The 19666-nt window shown below is 57.6% G+C and carries 18 protein-coding genes and 2 pseudogenes; 12 read left to right on the forward strand and 8 right to left on the reverse strand.

Going from position 1 to position 19666, the window contains the following annotated elements; genetic code table 11:
* Window positions 1-7 precede the first annotated feature (7 nt).
* Window positions 8-361 (forward strand): VOC family protein, encoded by a 354-nt coding sequence (locus K5845_RS01020; protein ID WP_046477669.1) that lies wholly within the window; start codon window positions 8-10, stop codon window positions 359-361.
* A gap of 3 nt (window positions 362-364) precedes the next feature.
* Here K5845_RS01020 and K5845_RS01025 read toward each other — a convergent pair whose 3' ends face one another.
* On the reverse strand, window positions 365-1159 hold the full coding sequence (locus tag K5845_RS01025; RefSeq protein ID WP_502814118.1) for an aminoglycoside phosphotransferase family protein: 795 nt from the start codon (window positions 1157-1159) through the stop codon (window positions 365-367).
* Between the two features lie 155 nt (window positions 1160-1314).
* On the opposite strand from K5845_RS01025, the gene K5845_RS01030 reads away from it, so the two are divergent.
* Window positions 1315-1593: a hypothetical protein gene (locus tag K5845_RS01030; protein ID WP_139165282.1), complete on the forward strand. Its 279-nt coding sequence runs from the start codon at window positions 1315-1317 to the stop codon at window positions 1591-1593.
* Between the two features lie 97 nt (window positions 1594-1690).
* Here the strand turns inward: K5845_RS01030 and fdhD are convergent, their stop codons facing one another.
* Entirely contained in the window at window positions 1691-2569 is an 879-nt protein-coding gene (gene fdhD, locus K5845_RS01035) for a formate dehydrogenase accessory sulfurtransferase FdhD (RefSeq protein WP_046480107.1), read from the reverse strand.
* A gap of 429 nt (window positions 2570-2998) precedes the next feature.
* On the opposite strand from fdhD, the pseudogene K5845_RS01040 reads away from it, so the two are divergent.
* From K5845_RS01040 to K5845_RS01045, 3 genes and pseudogenes are all read left to right on the forward strand, one after another.
* Window positions 2999-4195 (forward strand): annotated as a pseudogene (locus tag K5845_RS01040) (Mrp/NBP35 family ATP-binding protein); the annotation flags it as partial.
* A gap of 27 nt (window positions 4196-4222) precedes the next feature.
* A pseudogene (locus K5845_RS21170) lies at window positions 4223-4525 on the forward strand (gamma-butyrobetaine hydroxylase family protein); the annotation flags it as partial.
* A gap of 3 nt (window positions 4526-4528) precedes the next feature.
* A complete protein-coding gene (locus tag K5845_RS01045) occupies window positions 4529-5146 on the forward strand; it encodes a pyridoxamine 5'-phosphate oxidase family protein (protein ID WP_090226513.1) in 618 nt (205 codons plus the stop codon).
* Between the two features lie 80 nt (window positions 5147-5226).
* Here K5845_RS01045 and speE read toward each other — a convergent pair whose 3' ends face one another.
* The 3 genes from speE to K5845_RS01060 all read right to left on the reverse strand — a co-directional run bounded on the left by speE (window position 5227) and on the right by K5845_RS01060 (window position 9712).
* The gene (speE, locus tag K5845_RS01050; protein WP_090226515.1) at window positions 5227-6234 is read right to left on the reverse strand and encodes a polyamine aminopropyltransferase; all 1008 of its coding nucleotides are present in this window, start codon (window positions 6232-6234) and stop codon (window positions 5227-5229) included.
* A gap of 283 nt (window positions 6235-6517) precedes the next feature.
* Window positions 6518-7075, reverse strand: a complete 558-nt coding sequence (gene speD, locus K5845_RS01055) for an adenosylmethionine decarboxylase (protein WP_076605293.1) — start codon at window positions 7073-7075, stop codon at window positions 6518-6520.
* A 324-nt stretch (window positions 7076-7399) separates the two neighbouring features.
* On the reverse strand, window positions 7400-9712 hold the full coding sequence (locus K5845_RS01060) for an AsmA family protein (RefSeq protein ID WP_287958058.1): 2313 nt from the start codon (window positions 9710-9712) through the stop codon (window positions 7400-7402).
* Between the two features lie 323 nt (window positions 9713-10035).
* Between K5845_RS01060 and K5845_RS01065 the strand changes: the two genes are divergently transcribed.
* The 5 genes from K5845_RS01065 (at window position 10036) to K5845_RS01085 (ending at window position 14276) form a co-directional block, all read left to right on the forward strand.
* Window positions 10036-10770: a thermonuclease family protein gene (locus K5845_RS01065; RefSeq protein WP_082101057.1), complete on the forward strand. Its 735-nt coding sequence runs from the start codon at window positions 10036-10038 to the stop codon at window positions 10768-10770.
* 88 nt (window positions 10771-10858) lie between these two features.
* Window positions 10859-11698: a quinoprotein dehydrogenase-associated SoxYZ-like carrier gene (locus K5845_RS01070; RefSeq protein ID WP_287958060.1), complete on the forward strand. Its 840-nt coding sequence runs from the start codon at window positions 10859-10861 to the stop codon at window positions 11696-11698.
* Window positions 11699-11926: 228 nt separating this feature from the next.
* The gene (locus K5845_RS01075; protein WP_287958061.1) at window positions 11927-12634 is read left to right on the forward strand and encodes an ABC transporter permease; all 708 of its coding nucleotides are present in this window, start codon (window positions 11927-11929) and stop codon (window positions 12632-12634) included.
* Entirely contained in the window at window positions 12627-13397 is a 771-nt protein-coding gene (locus tag K5845_RS01080) for an ATP-binding cassette domain-containing protein (protein WP_170832396.1), read from the forward strand. The genes K5845_RS01075 and K5845_RS01080 overlap by 8 nt, the downstream gene beginning before the upstream one ends.
* Window positions 13398-13424: 27 nt before the next feature.
* Window positions 13425-14276 (forward strand): ABC transporter substrate-binding protein, encoded by an 852-nt coding sequence (locus K5845_RS01085; protein WP_052743766.1) that lies wholly within the window; start codon window positions 13425-13427, stop codon window positions 14274-14276.
* A 95-nt stretch (window positions 14277-14371) separates the two neighbouring features.
* Here K5845_RS01085 and K5845_RS01090 read toward each other — a convergent pair whose 3' ends face one another.
* Both K5845_RS01090 and K5845_RS01095 read right to left on the reverse strand, forming a co-directional pair.
* Window positions 14372-15253, reverse strand: coding sequence for a substrate-binding domain-containing protein (locus K5845_RS01090; protein ID WP_287958062.1), 882 nt, complete (start codon window positions 15251-15253; stop codon window positions 14372-14374).
* 161 nt (window positions 15254-15414) lie between these two features.
* Complete coding sequence (locus K5845_RS01095) at window positions 15415-16449, reverse strand: GlxA family transcriptional regulator (protein ID WP_287958063.1); 1035 nt, start codon at window positions 16447-16449, stop codon at window positions 15415-15417.
* 150 nt (window positions 16450-16599) lie between these two features.
* On the opposite strand from K5845_RS01095, the gene K5845_RS01100 reads away from it, so the two are divergent.
* The gene (locus tag K5845_RS01100) at window positions 16600-17184 is read left to right on the forward strand and encodes an OsmC family protein (protein ID WP_197540891.1); all 585 of its coding nucleotides are present in this window, start codon (window positions 16600-16602) and stop codon (window positions 17182-17184) included.
* A gap of 132 nt (window positions 17185-17316) precedes the next feature.
* Window positions 17317-18297: an MBL fold metallo-hydrolase gene (locus K5845_RS01105; RefSeq protein ID WP_287958065.1), complete on the forward strand. Its 981-nt coding sequence runs from the start codon at window positions 17317-17319 to the stop codon at window positions 18295-18297.
* A gap of 85 nt (window positions 18298-18382) precedes the next feature.
* Here K5845_RS01105 and K5845_RS01110 read toward each other — a convergent pair whose 3' ends face one another.
* Entirely contained in the window at window positions 18383-19579 is a 1197-nt protein-coding gene (locus K5845_RS01110; protein ID WP_287958066.1) for a CaiB/BaiF CoA transferase family protein, read from the reverse strand.
* Window positions 19580-19666 lie beyond the last annotated feature (87 nt).

Below are 19666 nucleotides of genomic sequence, written 5' to 3' on the forward strand. Positions count from 1 at the left end.
CACACCTATGACACGATCGGATAACGATAGCCGTATCGACTACATTGAATTCGGCGTCACCGACATTGCGCGCTCGAAAACATTCTACGGCGATGCGTTTGGATGGACGTTCACCGACTACGGTCCGACCTATTGTGAATTTTCCGATGGCCGCATGACCGGCGGGTTCACCACAGCAACAAAGCCAACCCCAGGCGGTCCGCTCGTCGTTCTTTATGGAGACGATCTCGTTGCCATGCAGGATCGCGTCGAAGCGGCAGGTGGGCGGATCGTCAAACCGGCTTTCGATTTTCCGGGCGGCCAACGTTTTCATTTCACTGACCCTGACGGCTACGAACTCGCCGTTTGGACGAAGCGCTGATCGTTAGCGGTCGAGTTTGGCAGCGGCCAGTTCAGCGATTGCTAATTGAAGCTTCGGATCCTCGCCGTCGAATAGGAACCACACAGCCGAAAGCCCTGCCCAAGCCAATATCCATTGCAGCAAGCGTTGGGGGGCTAATCCAGCTGCCGCGCTGACGACGCAGACTTGCAGCTCTAGACGACCTGGCGCGAGCGCAACGCCAGCGTTTGGATTGCAAAAGAGGTTGGCGTAATCGAAACCGCGTTCTCCAAGTAATCCCTTGGGGTCGATCACGAGCCAGCCCCGCGAACCGAAATCGAGGATGTTGTCGTGGTGAATGTCGCCGTGAAGCACGCGAATGTCTTGTGGCTCTGCGAGCAAGGCGCGCGCCGTATCGGCGGATCGTCGCAAAATCCCTCCATGTGTATTGGCTCCGGTTTCGAGTTCGCTAAACCACTGTGAAAGCGGCACGAGTTCCGGCGGTGGCTTGTTGCGAGGCGTATGCAGTTTTGCGACGACACGACAAATTATTCGGCTAGCTTCGTCATCGCGTCTCGAGCACGCAAATTCGACTAGAGAGCAGCTGCCTTCCGCACGCTCTAAGAGAAGCGCTTCTCCATCATGAGCCAGTACGCGTGCCGCACCCTGACCTTCCCACCATTTCATGAGGGGGCCACCTAACCTCTCCTCCGCCTTGACGGCGACCTTCAACATCGCAGCGCTTCCTCGATGTCGAACCGGCAGGAGATGACCACTGCGCGTGCGGAGGGAATTGCCGTCCGGCGTCAACGCCCAAGCCGTCAGGTGGTGCGCAAATATGGAGAGCTCAGCATCCATTATCTGCCTGGTCTCGCTCGATGAATTCCGCATGAACAAGTCCTTCCAAATTGGTTCAGCCACGCCATGCGATCTGTTCAGTCATGCAAGCAATTGCAGAACGGATCAACAAACTGAAACGGGTAAGGATAAGCAACATGCTTGGTAAGACTCTGATCGCAGCAGCGATGTTCACCGTAGTAGCTGCAGGCACCGCGACAACGGCTTCGGCTCATTCTGGCGGCTACAAGCGCGTCGTTACGGTTCAGCAGTGCATCGGCAGCGGCAAGTATCTCGTCCGCAAAAACCGCCATACGGGGCGTGTCTATTCGAAGACCCGCATCGGTCGCTGCTTCACCAAGCGGCATCACGCCCATGGTCACTGGAAAAAGAAGCGCGTTGCGAAGCGCATCTTCCGCAGGGCCTTCAATAACTAATTTAAGACCTCGTTCCTCGTCCCCTAGCGCCAACGGGTGCCGGATTAATCCGGCACCCGCTTGGTTTTTTGGCATTGTCGTCGCGTTGGTGGACTGGTCAGTCGGCCATGTTCATGCTGCCCTTGCGGCTATGTTTGCGATCTTCTTCATCCATTGTCGTCGTATCGGCATCGAAGACGACACGCTCCGCTCCGGACAGGCACACGAAACGTTTGCCACGCGCGCGGCCGATCAGCGTCAGACCTGACTGACGCGCCAACTCCACGCCCCAGGCCGTGAAGCCTGAACGGGACACGAGAATCGGTACACGCATCTTCACGCATTTGATGACCATTTCGGAGGTCAACCGGCCGGTGGTGTAGAAGATCTTGTTTCCGGGCTCGACGGAATTGAGGAACATGTAGCCCGCAATCTTATCGATGGCGTTGTGGCGACCGACGTCCTCCATATAGACCAGGGGCCGATCCTCTTCACACAGCACGCAACCATGAATGGCACCGGCCTTCAGGTAGAGGCTCGGCTCCGTATTGATCTTTCGTGTTAGCTGATAAAGCCATGTCGTGGTGATGCGCGCGTCGGCGGGGAGTTCGATGCCTTCCAGTTCGTCCATTAAGTCGCCGAAGACAGTCCCCTGAGCGCAACCGGACGTCTGCACCTTCTTTTTCAACTTGTCTTCGTAATTCGTTTCACGTGCCGTGCGGACAACAATGGTTTGAATATCGTCGTCGTAGTCGATCCCGGTAATCTCATCGTCTGGTCGCAGCATGCCCTGGTTCAGCAGAAAGCCGATTGCCAGCAAATCCGGATGATCGCCGATGGTCATCATCGTCACGATTTCGCGAGCGTTGAGAAACAACGTCAGAGGCCGTTCCGCCACCACATCGGTGGTTACAGAGCGACCTTCATGATCGATGCCGGTGACAGGGACCGACAGACGTGGATCGTCAGGAGTCGGTCGAACCTGGAATTCCTTCACGTTGGCGGCCTCCTTGGACCTGTTTTTTGACCAGCCATGTCGTCGCGGTCTGGGTCTCTCGACAATGGGGGTTCGTCCGCTGCGGGTAAAGGGCCTGCAGAAGTGAGGACCGAATTCTGCGGTCCTTGGACAGGCGTTGTACCTTGGTTTTCAATCCCATAGCCGGGTGTATGGGCGCAGCTTTCGTTGATGCGCCACAAATATTTCGATTGCCTGGCCCAATTCGTAAAGAGCATCCGACTATTGCCTTGCAATCCTTATTGCAATTCTCTTTGCCAAGCCCCGTGACTTTACCGCGATCGTCTGCCAGTATCGACGTATCTCATACTCGCGCGTCGACCATCTGTGCCGCCGAGGCGGACAGTTAAGATCCGCTTGGCGCCGCTCAACGGAGCAGGCCGCACCGCAATCCCAGGGAGAGGAATTTGGATGTCGGTTGACAAGGACCGGGTTCTCAAAGTGCTTAAGCGGGTTAAAGGCCCGGACCTCGAAAAGAACATTGTCGATCTCGGATTGGTGTCGGAAATCCTGATCAAGGATGACCGAGTGTATTTTTCCATTACCGTTCCGGCCGAACGCGCTGAGGAGCTCGAACCGTTACGGGAAGCCGCCGAGAAGATCGTCAAGGACGTCGAGGGCGTTAAAGGTGTCACAGCGGTTTTGACCGCCGAGGCGAACACTAAGAGTGCGCCGACTGCCAACGGAGCACCGCCGCCGCAATCGGGCAGCAACGTTCACGAACATCCGCGTGTAGCGGAAGCCCGTCAGCGTATGGCCGGCAATGCACCTCCGGCAGGTCCGCAAGCTGGAGCAGGTGGCGGGACAAGAGGCGCGGGTTTGCCCGGCGTGAAGCACCTCATTGCCGTAGCTTCCGGAAAGGGGGGCGTCGGCAAATCGACGACCACCGTCAACCTCGCGCTCGGCCTCCAGTCCCTCGGACTGAAGGTGGGCATTCTCGACGCAGATATCTTCGGCCCCTCACAACCACGCCTGCTCGGCCTTACGGGACGTCCCTCCGTTGCGCACGGCAATACGCTGAAGGCGATGGAAGGTTATGGCCTCAAGGTCATGTCCATGGGTTTCCTCGTCGATGAGGGCACCCCGATTATCTGGCGTGGCCCCATGGTGGTTTCGGCGCTCAACCAGATGCTGCGCGATGTGGCCTGGGGCGAACTTGACGTGATCGTTATCGACATGCCGCCTGGCACGGGCGACGTGCAGCTTTCGATGGCGCAACAGGTGCCGTTGTCAGGGGCGATTATCGTCTCGACGCCGCAGGACTTGGCTCTTATCGACGCCCGCAAAGGGCTCAACATGTTCCGCAAAGTGGACGTGCCCGTGCTCGGCATCATCGAGAACATGAGCACCTTCATCTGCCCGAAATGCGGGGAAGAAAGCCATATCTTCGGTCATGGCGGCGCAGAGGAAGAAGCCTCAAAGCTCGGGTTGCCGTTCCTCGGTGGCATCCCTCTGCACATGGATATCCGCGCTAAATCAGATTCAGGCCAGCCGATCACGGCGACGAGCCCGGAGAGCGCACATGCGCAGATCTACCGAGATATCGCCGCCAAAACCTGGTCAGAGCTCGAAGCCACTCACGGCAACCGTCTCAACCCTCCCAAGCTCGACATCGCTGATGGCGGCGCGGCGCTCAATGTCACGTTCGATGACCGCGCTGCGTACACATTGAGTGCGGAAATGCTGCGCGTCATGAGCCCTTCGGCTGAGGTGCAGGGACATTCGCCGGATCAGCGCGTGACGGTTGGCGGCAAAAAGAATGTGAAGATCACAAAGCTCGAGCCCGTCGGCAACTACGCGACGCGGATCACCTTCGACGACGGGCACGACACAGGTCTATTCACTTGGTCCTATTTCGATTTGCTCGGACGCGAGAAAGATGCGCGGTGGGCAGAGTATCTGTCAGAACTGGAACAGAAAGGCCTGAAAAGAGGATAGACGTTGACGGGCGATTACAAAATCAGATCTCTCGAAGAGCTGACGCAAATCTATGGTTCACCGCGCCGTGTTTCCCTCATCAAAGAGGTCAACCGGATTACGCCCGAATACCGTGCCTGGATTGAAGCTTCTCCCTTTGCCGTTCTTGCGAGCTCCGGGGCGACTGGGCTTGATTGCTCGCCCCGGGGAGATGCGCCAGGCTTCGTGCAGATCGCAGATGACAAAACGTTGCTGATGCCGGATAGGCCGGGCAACAATCGCATCGACACACTGCGCAACGTAATTGAGGATCCGCGGGTCGCGCTGCTCTTCGTTGTTCCCGGTCTCAACGCGTGCGTGCGCGTCAACGGACGCGCAGAAATTTCAATCGACCCGGATCTACTGGCGCGCTTTTCAATCGATGGAAAGCTTCCACGTACTGTGCTGATCGTTGCCGTAGACTCAGTTTACTTTCAGTGTGCTCGGGCTTTGACACGTGCGAAGTTGTGGGATGCGGCGGGTCATCGGGACGCGTCAGCGCTCCCCACAGCGGGCCAAATTCTCGCCGGTGTAGAGACCGGCTTCGATGACACAGCCTACGATGCCGAGCTTCCGGATCGAATCCAAAAAACTCTCTATTAGGGGTCTCGCCTAAGGTTGACACGCCCACCGCCTGATATCGTGGTGGTCGGCTAGATCATGCAGCCGACCCCCGTCGAATATCATGCTTGCGAGTCGGATTTCGCGCGCGTGGGCTTTGCCGCAGGCTTCTTCTCAGCGGGCTTCTTTTTGGTTTTGCTTGCCAGCTTCGTGGGTGCCGGAGCGGGGGTGCTTGCGTATGCACTATCGTCGCCGGCTTTTGCCGCCGCAATTGCTTCGGTGACCACCGCCTCCGCATAAGCGGGCAACGCAAACGCCGCTGAATGCACCGCAGGCGTCCAGTACTTCAGGTCAGAAATACCACGCTTGCGCACGCGCTTTGCCAGAACTTTCTGCTCCAGGTTGAGGATCGACTTGTCGTCGGTCGCAAAATTGAGCGCGAAGGGGCCGCCGAAATAGCAAGGCTGGGTGCACATATATGGTGCCACCCGCTTGAAGAGCGATGCAAACACGCGCGTCGTTCCCGCGAGATGATCCGGGAACAAGAACGGCAGACCATTCTGCGTAACGAGAACGCCGCCTTTGGCGAGCGCGCGCTTGCAATCGGCGAAGAACTCGCGTGTGTGAAGCACGGCCGATGGCCCTATCGGCTCGGAGGAGTCTACGATGATAGCATCGAACTTCTCTTCCGTTTTGGCGACGTATTCGAGGCCGTCGGCGATCACGACATCGGCGCGCGGGTCATCGAACGCCGCACCCGGAATCTCGGGATAGTGTTCGAGGGCCGTATCGATAACGGTGCGATCGATCTCGACCATGGTGGCCTTGTCGACGCAATCGTGCTTGAGCACCTCGCGCAGAACACCACCATCTCCGCCACCGACCACGAGGACATTCTTGGGCTTTTCGAGCGCCATCAGCGGCACGTGCGCCATCATTTCATGGTACACAAACTCATCCGAGGTCGTGAGCTGGCAGACGCCGTCCAGCATCAGCACCGTGCCCCAGGTCTCGTTACGGAAGATTACGAGATGCTGATGCTCGGTCTTGACCTCATGTAACACTTCCGACGCCTCAAGCGCGACGCGCCAGTGGGGGTGGAAGGTTTCCTCAATCCAGCGGGTACTCATCTTTTGGGCTCTCCGGTGCTGACGATCAGCGATCAGAATCTGGCGGCGTTAAACTGCGTTCACATGATAGTACGATGACAGTCGCAGTGGACTAGGGTCTTTCCGATCGTCACTGAAAGACGGAAAGCACCTGGCTTTCTGCTTGGTCGTGCTTCTGATCGACAAACCGGTTCCCACTTTTCCGGAAACGAGCAGGAGCACCGCACAGTCACCTGCACGGTTTCAAAATGAAAGTGGCCGGTGCGTACACCGGCCACCCCGCTCGTCAAAAATCTGTTGCAGCTTAGGCGGCTTGCTTTGCCGTCACCTTCATAAGGCGGACGGGTGCCTTGCGCGAAGCGGCTGTCTGCCACTTCATCTCTTCCAGCTCCTCGCCGCGAAGATGCTCTTTCACGACAACATCTTCAGCGTGGAAAGCCTTGCGAAGCACATCGATCGCGAGATGCGGTTTCGCCTCGCCACACATGAAGACGTCGAGAGCAGCGTAATCCGCCTCGGGCCAACTGTGGATCGAAATGTGGCTCTCTGAGAGAACCGCCACACCACTGACACCGCCATTCGGCGTGAAGTGGTGAAGATGAATGTGCAACAACGTAGCACCAGCAACTTCAACACAACGCTTCAGCGTCTGCTCTACATACTTGAGATCATCAAGCCGCCGGGCGCCAAATAGATCAATGATCAAATGGGTACCAGCGAAGCGAACGCCGTCACGCTCGATGAAGAAATCTTTTCTTTCATCCTGCGCTACGGGCGCAATTTCATTCAGATCTTCCTTTTGGGCGGTGCTTGAACGAGTCAAGTCCATCCCCAATTGGAAGAGGGTGTCGTCATAGGCCATCGGACCCTCCCCAACCAGTAGATAGATGTGACCCGTCCGCTCCTTACCTTAGGGGTTGTTTTGATACCTTTGGGGCAGGTGGACGAACGGAAGTCGGCTTTATGTCTGGATCGCCCCCTGCATGCAAGAAAAATTCGAGGTCGCGGAGAAAAAAAAATTCTCGTGTTTCCTCTTGCTTAAACAATAGGTTCACGAGAGGCGTTCCGGCTACTTTCGGACGTGCCAGCACACAAGGCGCTCTAATGGCCAACCCGACGCGTTCATATGGTCCCGCGGTCCCCCGAATCAATCCCTGCCCTAAAATTCGGGGGTCAATGTCGACATCTACTGACCTCCGAACAACCCGTTCAGTAGCTTTTTGGTGTCGATCTTCTTCTTGCCGGTCTCATCTTCGGTGACGAAGCCGTCGATGATTTCCTGCGCGCTCTTGCCCTTAAACTGCTCTCCAACCTTCTTGATTGCATCAGCGGCTTTATCGGGATCCTTCAGGACATCGCCGAGATCGGGCGTGTAATTCAAGTTGTCGAAGGGACCGTGGACGCGCACCGGGACCTCAATACCGGCAAGTCCTGTCTGGCCGCCTTGTCCCGTCAGGTTAGCGACCAATTTGGGCCGAAGCGTAAAATCGACTTCGCGCGATGGCAGCATGATTTTGCCTGCTCCCGTCAGACGCAGTAGCGGGCTCGCCATATTCAGGTCGTCGCTCTCGGCGACGCCGGCTTTGATCTTAAATGTTGCAGAGAGATTGCTGAAATCGGTTTTCTGGGTCGGGACGCGATTGAAGTCCGACACCCGACCCTGGGTTAATCCACGGATCGCCTGAGCCAAATTAAATCCGACAAGCGCACCGTCCGTAAATCGGAAATCCGCAGTCCCGGACAGCCCTTCAACGATCTCACGTTCACTGCCGCCCTGACTTGCAAGGGCAAGTGAGAGGTTTCCGCGTCCTGCCAGCCAATCGATATCTGCGGCATCCGTCAGCAAGGGCTGACCTGAAACACCATCGGCGACGATGTTGGCATTGAAACCTAGCGTCGGGTTTGCCGCATTCAGCGTGATGACGCCGCGCGCAGTGCCCTCATAAAGAACGGCCTCCTGCAGATCGGCTTGCATCGTCCCATCCTGGAGTGCGACGGCCAGCTGTGAGCGTCCCGCCTTGAGGCCCTGGAAAAGAAGACGATCGACGCTCAGCGCCAGATCAGCGTCGGCTGCGGACAACAATGTGAGGTCGATCGGCTCGCTACTCCACCCCTTGCGCTTTGTGTAGCCTTTGACCCGTGGCCCCGGCTCGCGAAGCAGATCCTCTATGGACTGCGGCGAGTTCCCCTTTGTTGTTTGCGTGGATGCGGGGCGGACTTTGATAGCGCTAGGTGACTGCGGACTGCCGATGTACTTGTTGAGGTCGAGTTCAGCGAGTTTCAAATTCGCCTTGATGTGCGGACGCCCGGGCCGCTTCGTCACAACAATATCGCCTGCAATCTCGGAACCATCGAGAGTCGACTTGGAATTCAGTAAAGAGATGCTGTTGCCGGCAACCTTGAGCCGCCCTTGAAGACTCAGTGGACCATAGCCAGAGGATTGCGGTAGGGCCGTGCCGAGCCAAGCCGCAAGCTCCCGCAGCGACTTAGCTTCCAAAATCGTGGCACCATCCAGCGCGAGAGCATCGGAGAAAGCGATCGAACCGTCGTAGCCCGCCAGCACCGTGGCAGCCTCAACGGTAGCTTTTAGATCAGCGGGTGCATCCCGCAGGATTGCATCAAGCGACGTCAATGTCGCTGTCGTCGCAACTTTCTCACCTTTCCAGGCAAAATCACCCCGCAGCTGAAGCGGATCGGCAAGGGACGTCAGACCCAAAGCGACATTGATCTGCTCGACCTGATCGCGCGCGCCTGTACGCGCGTCAGCGAAGTGGATCGTGCCGTTGTCTATGCGCACCTCGCCAAGTTCGATCTCGGACATCGATATCGGCGCCGCTTCCGAAGGGGACGCACCAGTTAAAAACCCTCGTGCACTGTCGGGAACAAGCGAAGGGGCGTCAGAGGTCGTTCTGGTGGACGCTTGAGCCAACCGCACAGGACGCAATCGCTCTTGTGAGGCAAACTCCCAGGACTTGGCTCCATTCTCATCCACGCGCAGAGCAAAGACGGGATTGGTCAATACCAGTGTATCAACCGCGATTTTTCCCGACAGCAGAGGGAGCAGTTTCACCCGGACATCGAGGCTGTCCATCGTGACCAACGGTTCGCCGCCCATTTGTGGCGGGGCACCGAGGCTAACGTCACCAAGTGATACGCCAAGCGCCGGGAATATTTTAAATGATGCCGGACCGGCAATCGTCAGATCACGCCCGGTCTTCTGTTTGACCTGCGCCACCAGTTGACTGCGGATCAAGTCCGTTGGCGGTGCAATAACGACAAACGCGAGTCCTGCCGCGATCACAGCCACGACTGCGACGAGGACAAAAACGAGAATGGTGCCGAAGCCGCCGGATGACCGCTGATGTGCCCGGCGCTGGCGTTGCGGCGGTCTGCGCGATGGACCGGCGCCCGGCGCCGGTGGGCGGCGTCGCGTTTGGCCATCCTGCTCATAACTCGGCCGATAATCCTGGAAACTCGGGGGCGGGTTTCGGTTGGTCATGGTCGGCCTCGGATTTCCCTTAGATGGGTGCTTGATCGTGCAAACGCGGGCGCGGGATACCATCATGGTAGGACCGGACTATGTCACGGTCCCGCTCTATCCCGCAAAAACTAGGGGTTAAGAACCCACCGGCGCGTCAGAGCCCGCTTCGTATCACAACGGATCGGACACGGCCCTAAGCAATACTCCCTACGCAACTGTTAATTGCACACATACCTCCAGCCTCTCTCGCGAAAGAGCGCGCAAAAAACTGATTCAATTATGTCATTTTATAATCCATCCTTCGCCGCAAAACTGACCCACGAATCAAGCAATTTCAATCTATGGGTGAAATTGTTCTTCTTCGTCGCGCAACTTTGCGGGTGGCGTTTGCGCTCGCCTGCGCACTGATCGCGTGTCTCACTCTGCAGATTTTGCCTGCGAAATTGAAAGCGCGTGTCTCCGGAACGGAAGCGATCTCTGGCGCCGCGCGAATCATCGACGGCGACACGATCGAAATCAAAGGCGAACGCATTCGTCTTAACGGCATAGACGCGCCGGAAACCAGTCAATCCTGCCCTAGCCGCTGGCTTGGCAGCTGGCGCTGCGGAGATGCCGCTGGCCATCAACTTCGCAAGATCATACAGATGCGCACGGTTACGTGTGAGGGGCATGAACGAGATAGCTATGGCCGTCTCATTGGAACCTGTTTTGTGGAAGGGCGGGACATCAACGCCGAGATGGTGCGCGCGGGTTATGCCTGGGCCTTTACCAAGTACTCGGACGTCTATGCTGGAGAACAGCGCGAAGCCGAGGCGGCAAAGGTCGGAATCTGGACGGCTGATAAGCCCGTCAAACCGGCCTGGGACTATCGAAAACAACGCTGGCAAAGCGCACAGCAAACCGCGCCGGCCGGCTGCGCAATCAAGGGCAACATCTCACACGCGGGCCATATCTATCACCTTCCGTGGAGCCCTTGGTACGACAGGGTAAGCATCGACACAGGACGCGGCGAACGCTGGTTCTGCAATGAGGCAGAGGCCATCGCGGCGGGATGGCGTGCTGCGCGGTTCGAATAGCTCTTTCGTGGACGTTGACAAATTATCCGCACTCCACGACTCTCCGCACACATGCAGAAAATTGCAAGGATGCGGCAGGGATTGGATCATGGCTAGCAGCGCGCACTTGGCAGGATGGCAGGGACGTTCCGTGTGGACCAGCGCTTGGGGCTTGACTGTCGCGTGTTTGCTTATGCCAGCCGCCGCACTCGCCGGACCGACGTGGGATGGCCTAAAGCCAGATGTATTTGGCGATCGCGCGATCCTCGATGGCCGTGAGGTTGTTGAACTTTCCGCACCGACGCGACCTGACGACCAAAGCGCGGTGCCTGTTGCGGTCAATGCCCGCTTCCAGGACGGCCGGACGATCAAATCCGTCAGCATTATTGTCGATGAAAACCCCTCGCCGGTGGCAGCCGTCTTCACCATTGGAGGACAACGGCCCCATGTTCGACTCGCTGCCAATTTCCGCTTTAATGCCGAGACGGATGTCCGTGCCGTAATCGAAGCGAGCGACGGGCTGCTCTATATGGTGGAACGCCATGTAAAATTTGCAGGGGGGCAGGCGTCTTGTTCGGCCCCGCCGCAAGGTGACCCAGAGGAAATCCGGGCCACCATGGGACAGATGAAGCTCGCCAACGCTTCAGCTCCCGCAGCGATGAGCCAGATCGAGGCCAAGGCGCGCCTCGACATCTCGCATCCGAACCACACCGGCATGGTCTTGGATCAGATCTCGCTGCTCTACATCCCGTTGCGCATCGTCAGCCAGGTCGATGTGCGGCAGGGCGATGAACTCGTGTTCTCCATGGCTGGCTCCATGACGCTTTCTCAGAATCCGTCAATCGATTTCGATTATCGCGTGAATGGGGCGCATGCGTTGGACGTCACGATCAGCGATAGCGACGGAGTAAGCTGGCAACAGAGCTTCCCGGTCGGTCACGCGAGCTAAGCGCGGTCTCGTTTGATGACGGAGGCTTGACCGCTTTTCCGCCGGCGCCCCAAAACTGCATATTTCTGCAATATTTCCCGATTCTTGACGCGATCCGGTTTTTCTTTTTCGGGGCGCCCCTATCGTGGCAGGCAAACGCCTGCAAGGTAGGCAATCCTGCTTGATACGCTTCTTTATTTCATGCAAAGTTCCAATCGAAATGGCAACTTTGCAATAAAGAGATTAATTTTGCAGGATTTTGCAGAGGCGTTTCGGCTAGCATTCACACTCGTGCTATCCGGAGATCCAGACCTTCTGGAAATTATCGGTCTGTCGCTGCGCGTCAGTCTCTCGGCGATGCTGATTTCCTGCGCCTTCGGACTCGCGATCGGGGCGACCGTAGCTGTACTGCGGTTTCCGGGGCGGGGCGCGGTAATCGTCCTCATGAATTCGCTCATGGGCTTGCCGCCAGTCGTCGTCGGCCTTGTGGTGTATCTCATGCTGTCGAACGCTGGACCGCTTGGCTTCTTGCAGCTTCTCTACACACCCACGGCCATGATTATCGCGCAGTCGGTCCTCATCACGCCGATCATCGCAGCGCTCTCCCGACAGGTTCTTGAAGACCTCTATTCTGAGTACGCCGAACAGTTCCGTTCCCTTTGCGTGCCAACGCATACCGCCATTGGGGCGTTGTTGTGGGATGCCCGCTACAGCCTCCTGACAGTGGCCCTTGCCGGCTTCGGGCGCGCCGTCGCCGAAGTCGGCGCGGTTATTATCGTGGGCGGCAACATCGCTCATCTTACCCGGGTGATGACCACGGCGATTGCCCTGGAAACCTCGAAAGGTGATCTTGCCCTCGCAATGGCACTCGGCATGGTGCTGCTAACGATCGCCATCCTTGTCAACGCCTCGGTCATGGCCTTGCGCTCAACGGCTGCGAGGTATGCCTATGCTTGATGCGGTGGACCGGACAACCGCGGGGGAACGGATCATTGCGTCAAAGGCCGCACCGCGCGGCTTGTTGCCGATGGAGGCTCGCGGCCTGACGCTGGCGATTAGCGGCAAACGGTTGGTCGATGCCGTCGATCTCGATCTGAACGCCAACTCCATCACAATGATCATGGGGCCGAACGGCGCCGGCAAAAGTCTACTCATCCGGCTTCTGCATGGAATGATCACGCCGACCTCCGGCTCCATAACGTGGTCCGGCGAACAGCTGAATGAAGGCATGCGGCGTCGCCAGGCCATGGTTTTCCAAAGGCCCGTGCTTTTGCGACGCTCCGTGGCTGCAAACGTCGACTTTGTGCTGAGTTTGCGCGGCCCCACCGACAAGGCCAAACGCGACCACATTCTCGAGCATGTCGGGTTACTGGAGCACGCGAAGCAACCTGCCCGACTGCTGTCGGGCGGAGAGCAGCAACGGTTGGCACTCGCTCGTGCTCTGGCGCTTGAACCCGACGTTCTGTTTCTCGACGAGCCGACAGCAAGTCTTGATCCAGCTTCAGTTCTGCGGATTGAGCAAATTGTGTCGAGTGCACACGCGAGCGGCACAAAAATCATCTTTATCACCCACGATTTCGGACAGGCCAAGAGGCTCGCGGGCGACATTGTCCTTATGCATCGCGGTGGTGTGCTTGAGCACACGCCAGCTGAGAAGTTCTTCGAAAAACCCCAGACCGCCAAGGGAGCCGATTTCCTGGCGGGCCGCATCGTCCTTTAAATCAATCAACGTTAGGGAGACGTCCTCATGACCACAACAAAAGCGGGTATGCGCTTCGCAATGGCCCTTGTCCTCGCAGCAGGTATTTCAGTACCAGCTGTCGCCGACGATGCATCGATCATCGTGCAGTCAACGACCTCGACAGCGAACTCCGGTCTTTATGACTATATGCTGCCAATCTTCGAGAAGAAGACGGGCATCAAGGTCAACGTCGTCGCTGTCGGGACGGGCCAAGCGATCAAGAACGCACAGAACTGCGACGGCGACGTGCTGCTCGTTCACGCCAAATCAGCCGAAGAAAAATTCGTTGCCGACGGCTTCGGCTTGAAGCGCAGTGACGTCATGTACAATGACTTCATCATCGTCGGCCCGCCTTCCGATCCAGCCAAAATCAAAGGTGACAAATCAGCGGGCGACGCCTTGAAGAAGATTGCAGGGGCCAAAGCCAACTTCGCCTCGCGCGGTGACAACTCCGGTACGCACAAAGCGGAGATCAAGCTTTGGAAGGCCGCAGGCGTCGACATCAAAGATTCGAGTGGTCAGTGGTATCGGGAAACGGGCTCCGGCATGGGCGCGACACTGAACACCGCTGTAGGAATGGGCGCATATGCCCTGACGGATCGCGGCACCTGGATCAGCTTCAAGAACAAAGGCGATTTCGAAATTCTCGTTGAAGGCGACAAGTCGCTATTCAACCAGTATGGCATCATGCTCGTGAACCCAGAAAAGTGCCCGAACGTGAAGGCAAAGGCCGGCCAGTCCTTCATCGATTGGGTCCTGTCGGCTGACGGGCAGAACACGATCCGCTCATTCCAGCTCGATGGCAAGCAGCTGTTCTTCCCTAACGCTGAAGCCGAACCCATGCAAAAGGCTGGCTAAGCCACATCGCGGCGAGCACTGATCTCTCAATCCAAAAAGCCTGGAGCTCCGCGAGGGGACTCCAGGCTTTTTCTATTTGCTTCTATTCGGGCCGATCAGGCGCTCAAACCATTAAAGTGGACGCGGCCAAAACCGCTTACGTCATAGCCTGCGTAATCCGCGGCACACTCGGTGAAAGTTGATGATCGGCAAAACGCAAGCAACTTCTGCATCGGCGGTTCGAACCAAGCGCGACGGTCGACAAGAAGATCGTAGCGCTCGTTACAAATCGGTACGAAGTCGAGGCGATACTTGGCAGCCAGGGCTTCCAAACCAAACGCAGCGTCGGCCTTGCCTTCAAGAACGGCGACGGCCGCATCAGTTTCCGACCGCGCAGCGGGGATGAATTGGACGTCGGTGTCGGATAGCCTGTTCTCGGCCATCACGTGCTCCAACAGGATCTGGCTGCCGGCCTCAGGCTGACGCGGAACGACTCGGTGTCCCTTGAGGTCTCCAATCGTTGCGAACTTTCCCGCCTGTCCTTTGGCAACGATCAAGCCACGACGACGCCAAGCCCATTCCACAAGGATGCAGCTGGCAAGACCAAGGCGCGCATTGACTATCGGAACATTCCAGTCGCCGGTCGCCGCGTCGATAAGGTGAATACCCGCTGCAATGCCCTGGCGGCTGCAAAACCGCTCCAAGCCATCGCTGCTGCCATCAAAAAACGTCGCGATACCACAGCGGGACTCGAGCAATGCCCAGTCCAGTAACGGATCATGACTTCCAAGGAACACGTTCGGGCGTTGGCCAGCGGCTCCGAGAGCCCCGGCGTCCGTATTATTGGACAGCCAGGCATCCACCCCGTCGCGCGGGAACAGCAATTTGCCTGTTGCGCGCGTGCATGGAATGCCACCCGACGCGGCAAGGTCGTAAACCTTGCGCTCCTTCAAGCGCAGCAAATCGGCGACTTCTTTCGTGGTCAGGTATCTGTGCATCGAAGCTCTCGAACCAATAGCGTGGTAGATTATGCAGTGGTGCGCCGGAACTTGCAAAGCTGAACGCTGCCGACTTTGGTTTTGTGTTGGCGATGCGTTACCCATGCCGAATGGACATTGCTGGTGTTCAAGCTCGTGAAACTCAGGTGGAGCGCGTTTGGTTAATCCGCTGCAGCGTTAGCCGCATGCGCCACCGGCTGGAACATTTGCCGGTACTGACCCGGCGTCAGCCCCGTGCACCTTTTGAACAGTCGCCGAAAGAACGCAGCGTTCTCGTATCCAACTGCGGAGGCAACATCTTCGGACGGGCCGCGTTCGGTTTCGAGCAATCGTTTGGCGTCTTCAATTCTCAGGTTCTGGACATAACGCATGAGGGTGGCGCCCGTGGCAGTTTTGAAGCGCCTCTTTAAGCTCCGTTCGGGAATCCCACATGCTGCCACCGCTCCTGAAACTGCATTCGCTTCGCGGAAATGACGGGCGAGCCAGTCTTCGGCGCGGCGTACGGCTGAATCCGCGTGTGGCTGGCGGCGCATGAGGCTCGCATAGGGAAGCTGTCCTTCGCAGTGCCATTTCAACAGATAGACCTTCGCTATCCGCATTGCTTCTCCCGGGCTGCAATGACGAGAAATGATATGAATGGCGAGATCGTGCCACGACGTGGCACCGCCTGCGGTAACGATGCGTCCTGACGGGTCGGCGAAAACGAGATTGGGATCGGGTTTGAACCGAACGCGTGGGAAACTTCTGCGGAACAGATCCTCATAGCCCCAGTGCGACGTCGCCTCACGACCTTCAAGCAAACCGCTCGCCGCGAGCAGAACGGAACCCGAGCAGGCCGAATAGATCGTGCTGCCATCGTGATAACGCTGCACGAGCCATTCCTTTAACTCCCGGTAGCGATCGCTAAGGTCGTCAGTTGGGGCGAGCCAAAGTTCGGGCAGTATTATCAGCTCGGCTGTGGCGGCGGTCGCCAAGTCTAGATCGGGACTGACTGGAATGGCATTGCCGCAGCAGAAGGGCTTTCGGTTCAGCGAAACAATTCTAGGGCGTATCAACGTACCGCCTGCCCCTTCTCCAACCAATTCCTGCCAGAGCGTTCCCGTGGCTGAAAGCACGTCGACGATCCCATAGAGCGCGGACCCGGCCGTCTCCGGCAAAGCTATTATGAATGCTTCGATCGGCTCAGGCTGCTCCACGTTTCATCCGCGTTCGTGGCATGAAAAGATCGCTTTTGGCGAAACTCGATCTGATGTCGCGACGGTGTCAAGCGCAATGTTTCAGGATCAGCGCTGCCCTCCTTCCAGTGAGCTGCGCGATTTGTGATCCAGATGCAAAGGAGCATGACCATGGAACAGCATGCGATGATCGCCGAGGAAGCATTACTCATCAACGGATTGGACGTTACGGCCGCCCGGAACACTATTGCAGCCATCCAGGCGGACAAATCTTTGGCACGGTTTCAATTTCGTGCGCGCAACACGTGGATTAGCGGCGGCGAGAACCGCTCGACGATCCGAGATTTTTATGGAGTAGGGCGGGAGGACGATTCACGTACTATGACGTTCGAATTCACCAACGGAGAGCCGGCCGTTCTACTCGGTGACAACGAGGGGGCAAACCCGGTTGAGTTCCTGCTGCATGCCCTCGCCGGTTGCGTCACGACGACTTTCGTTTTGCATGCGATGGCGCGCGGCATCCACATCCGCGACCTTTCGACGGAGCTTGCAGGCGATATCGATCTCCAAGGCCTGCTAGGGATCGATGAAAGTGTGCCGCCGGGCTACGAGCAGATTCGCATCCGCATGCACGTCGAAGCTGATTGCTCTGAGAAGGATCTGGAAGACCTCATGACCTATGCCCAACAGCATTCACCGGTTTGCAATACCGTCTGCCGACCGGTGCCTGTGGTCATTGAACGGGCCAAGGGTTGAGTGCCCTTCGGAAAAACTGCTCCCAGATGAAACCAGCGACGCGCTACTCAATAGCGCGTCGGCGTTTGCGCATTGAGTTGAGCATTCCCAAATGGCCGACGAGGAATTATTGGTCTTTGGAGTATCGCTTTCATGAAAAGAGGATCACTTCACGTCACGCGTCGCGCCCTTTCGCTCGGCATGGCATCTGCAGCTCTGTGCACTCTGGGTTGGGAGCAGACCGGCGCCTTTGCCGCCGCGCCTATGCTCGGCGTTAAACGGCCAAAGATCTACCGTTTCAAACTCGGCGCGTTCGAGATCACGAATATTCTGGACGGTGTCCTGCAGCGCTCGGGTCCGCACCCCATTTTCGGACATGACCAGCCCGTGCAAGTCGTCCAGGAGTTCGCGCGGGCCAACCAGCTTCCCGACACGACGCTAGAGAACCCCTACATCGTTACGCTCGTGAACACCGGCAACGACCTTGTGCTGTTCGACACGGGGAACGGTGGCGCGCGCGGCAGCGATGTCGGCATGCTCGCTGAGCTCTTGCCTCAAGCGGGTTATAAGCCGGAACAGGTGGACATCGTTGTCATAACGCATGGGCATCCCGACCATATCGGCGGGTTGATGTCAGCCGGTCGCCCGACCTTCCCGAACGCGCGCTACGTTTTTGGCCAAGTCGAGTTCGACTACTGGAAGGCCGGTAAAGATGTCCCCGAAGCCCGCCAGAAGAACCGCGAGCTTTTTCTCAAGGTTGCTGTACCCATTGCGGATAAGGCCACGTTCATCGCTCCAGGCCAAAACGTCGTCTCAAGCGTTACCGCCGTCGATGCCTTCGGGCATTCGCCGGGGATGCTAGCGTACAACATTGAAAGCGAGGGGCGACGCCTCTTGCTTTGGGCCGACGTCACCAACCACTACGTGATGTCTCTCATGAAACCCGAGTGGCACGTTTCTTTTGACCACTCCAAAGAGGATGCCGTTGCTACACGCAGGCGTATCCTCGATATGGTCGCGACCGATGCTATCCCGGCCATTGGCTATCACATGCCGTTCCCAGCCGTTGGCTTCGTGGAGAAGACGACTGAAGGCTATCGCTGGGTACCAGCCAGCTATCAGTTCAATTTGTGAGTGCTTGCCCTGGTCTCGCGGCGCACGCAGGACGATACAAATCCGCCGTCGCGAACAGCGACGGCGGATTACGCACGTACCAAAATCAGGAAGACTGCGGTGCCAGTTGTTGTGACCGCTGTGTCTCTATTTCGTGCAGCAGCGCGTCGCGATCGCCGTTGAGCGCTGGTGGACCACGACGAATCCGGAAATCCTGCCCGGACATGGCGACCGGCGGTCCGAAGGTTTTGATCTCTCGTCCCGACGGCAGGCTGATCGTTTCGATCCATCCCATCGCGTCGACCTGAGGATCTGCGAGCGCGGCCCCATAATCATTGATCGGCGCCGACGGGACACCAGCGTTAGAGAAACGCGTCAACCATGTCTCAGCGGTATCGGCAGCAAACTTCTCCTCGAGAAGTTCTTTGAGTGCTTCCTGGTTCTTAGCGCGATCCGTCGTGGTGGTGAAACGCGGATCGCTTTTCAGTTCCGGAAGATTGGTTACGTCACAGACCATTTCCCAAAGGCGGTCGTTGCCCGCTGCGATAACGAAAAATCCGTCTTGCGCGCGGAATGCCTGATAAGGGGCATTTCTCGGATGGGCTGAACCAAGTTTCTTGGGAGCCTTGCCATTCGCGAAATACTCACTGGTCTGAAGCGCCGCAATGCCAAGTGAGCAGCCCAGCATCGACGCATCGATATGGCACCCCTGGCCGGTTTCGCGTGCCGCCAGCAATGCCGTGGAAATATTGTAGGCTGCGTAGAGGCCCGTGGCGAAGTCAGCAATCGGCACACCGCACTTTACGGGCTCGCCACCTTCATGGCCAGTGACGCTCATGACGCCCGCGATCGCCTGCATCGTAACGTCGAAAGCGCCCTGCGAAGCGCGCGGACCCGTCTGCCCGAATGCGGAAATCGAGCAATAAATGAGGCGCGGATTAATCTTGGCAGCCGTATCGTAATCCAATCCCAACCGTTTCATTACGCCGGGGCGGCTGTTCTCGACCAACACATCGGCGCCTCGGATAAGGTCCAAGGCAACGTTCAGATCGTCTTCGTTCTTCAGGTCCAGCGCTATGGAGCGCTTGTTCCGGTTAATCGAAGCAAAGTTATCGCTGTAGCCGTCTACGATGGGCGGCCACGCCCGCATTGCATCTCCACTCGGCGGCTCGATCTTGATTACGTCCGCCCCCATGTCAGCCATCAGCATACCGCAGAAGGGTCCAGCCGCGATCTGGCAGATCTCAATCACGCGAATGCCGCTCAACGGCAATTGTCCCTTTTGCTCTCGGCTGTTCGTCATTTGTTGGTCCTGTCTGGATGTGCCGGAGTCGGCGAAGTGCACAAAGATCCGCATCGCCCGATGGCCCAGGGCGATCTCGCGGATACC

This window comes from Filomicrobium sp. (assembly GCF_025698805.1).
GTDB classification, from domain to species: Bacteria; Pseudomonadota; Alphaproteobacteria; order Rhizobiales; family Hyphomicrobiaceae; genus Filomicrobium; species Filomicrobium insigne.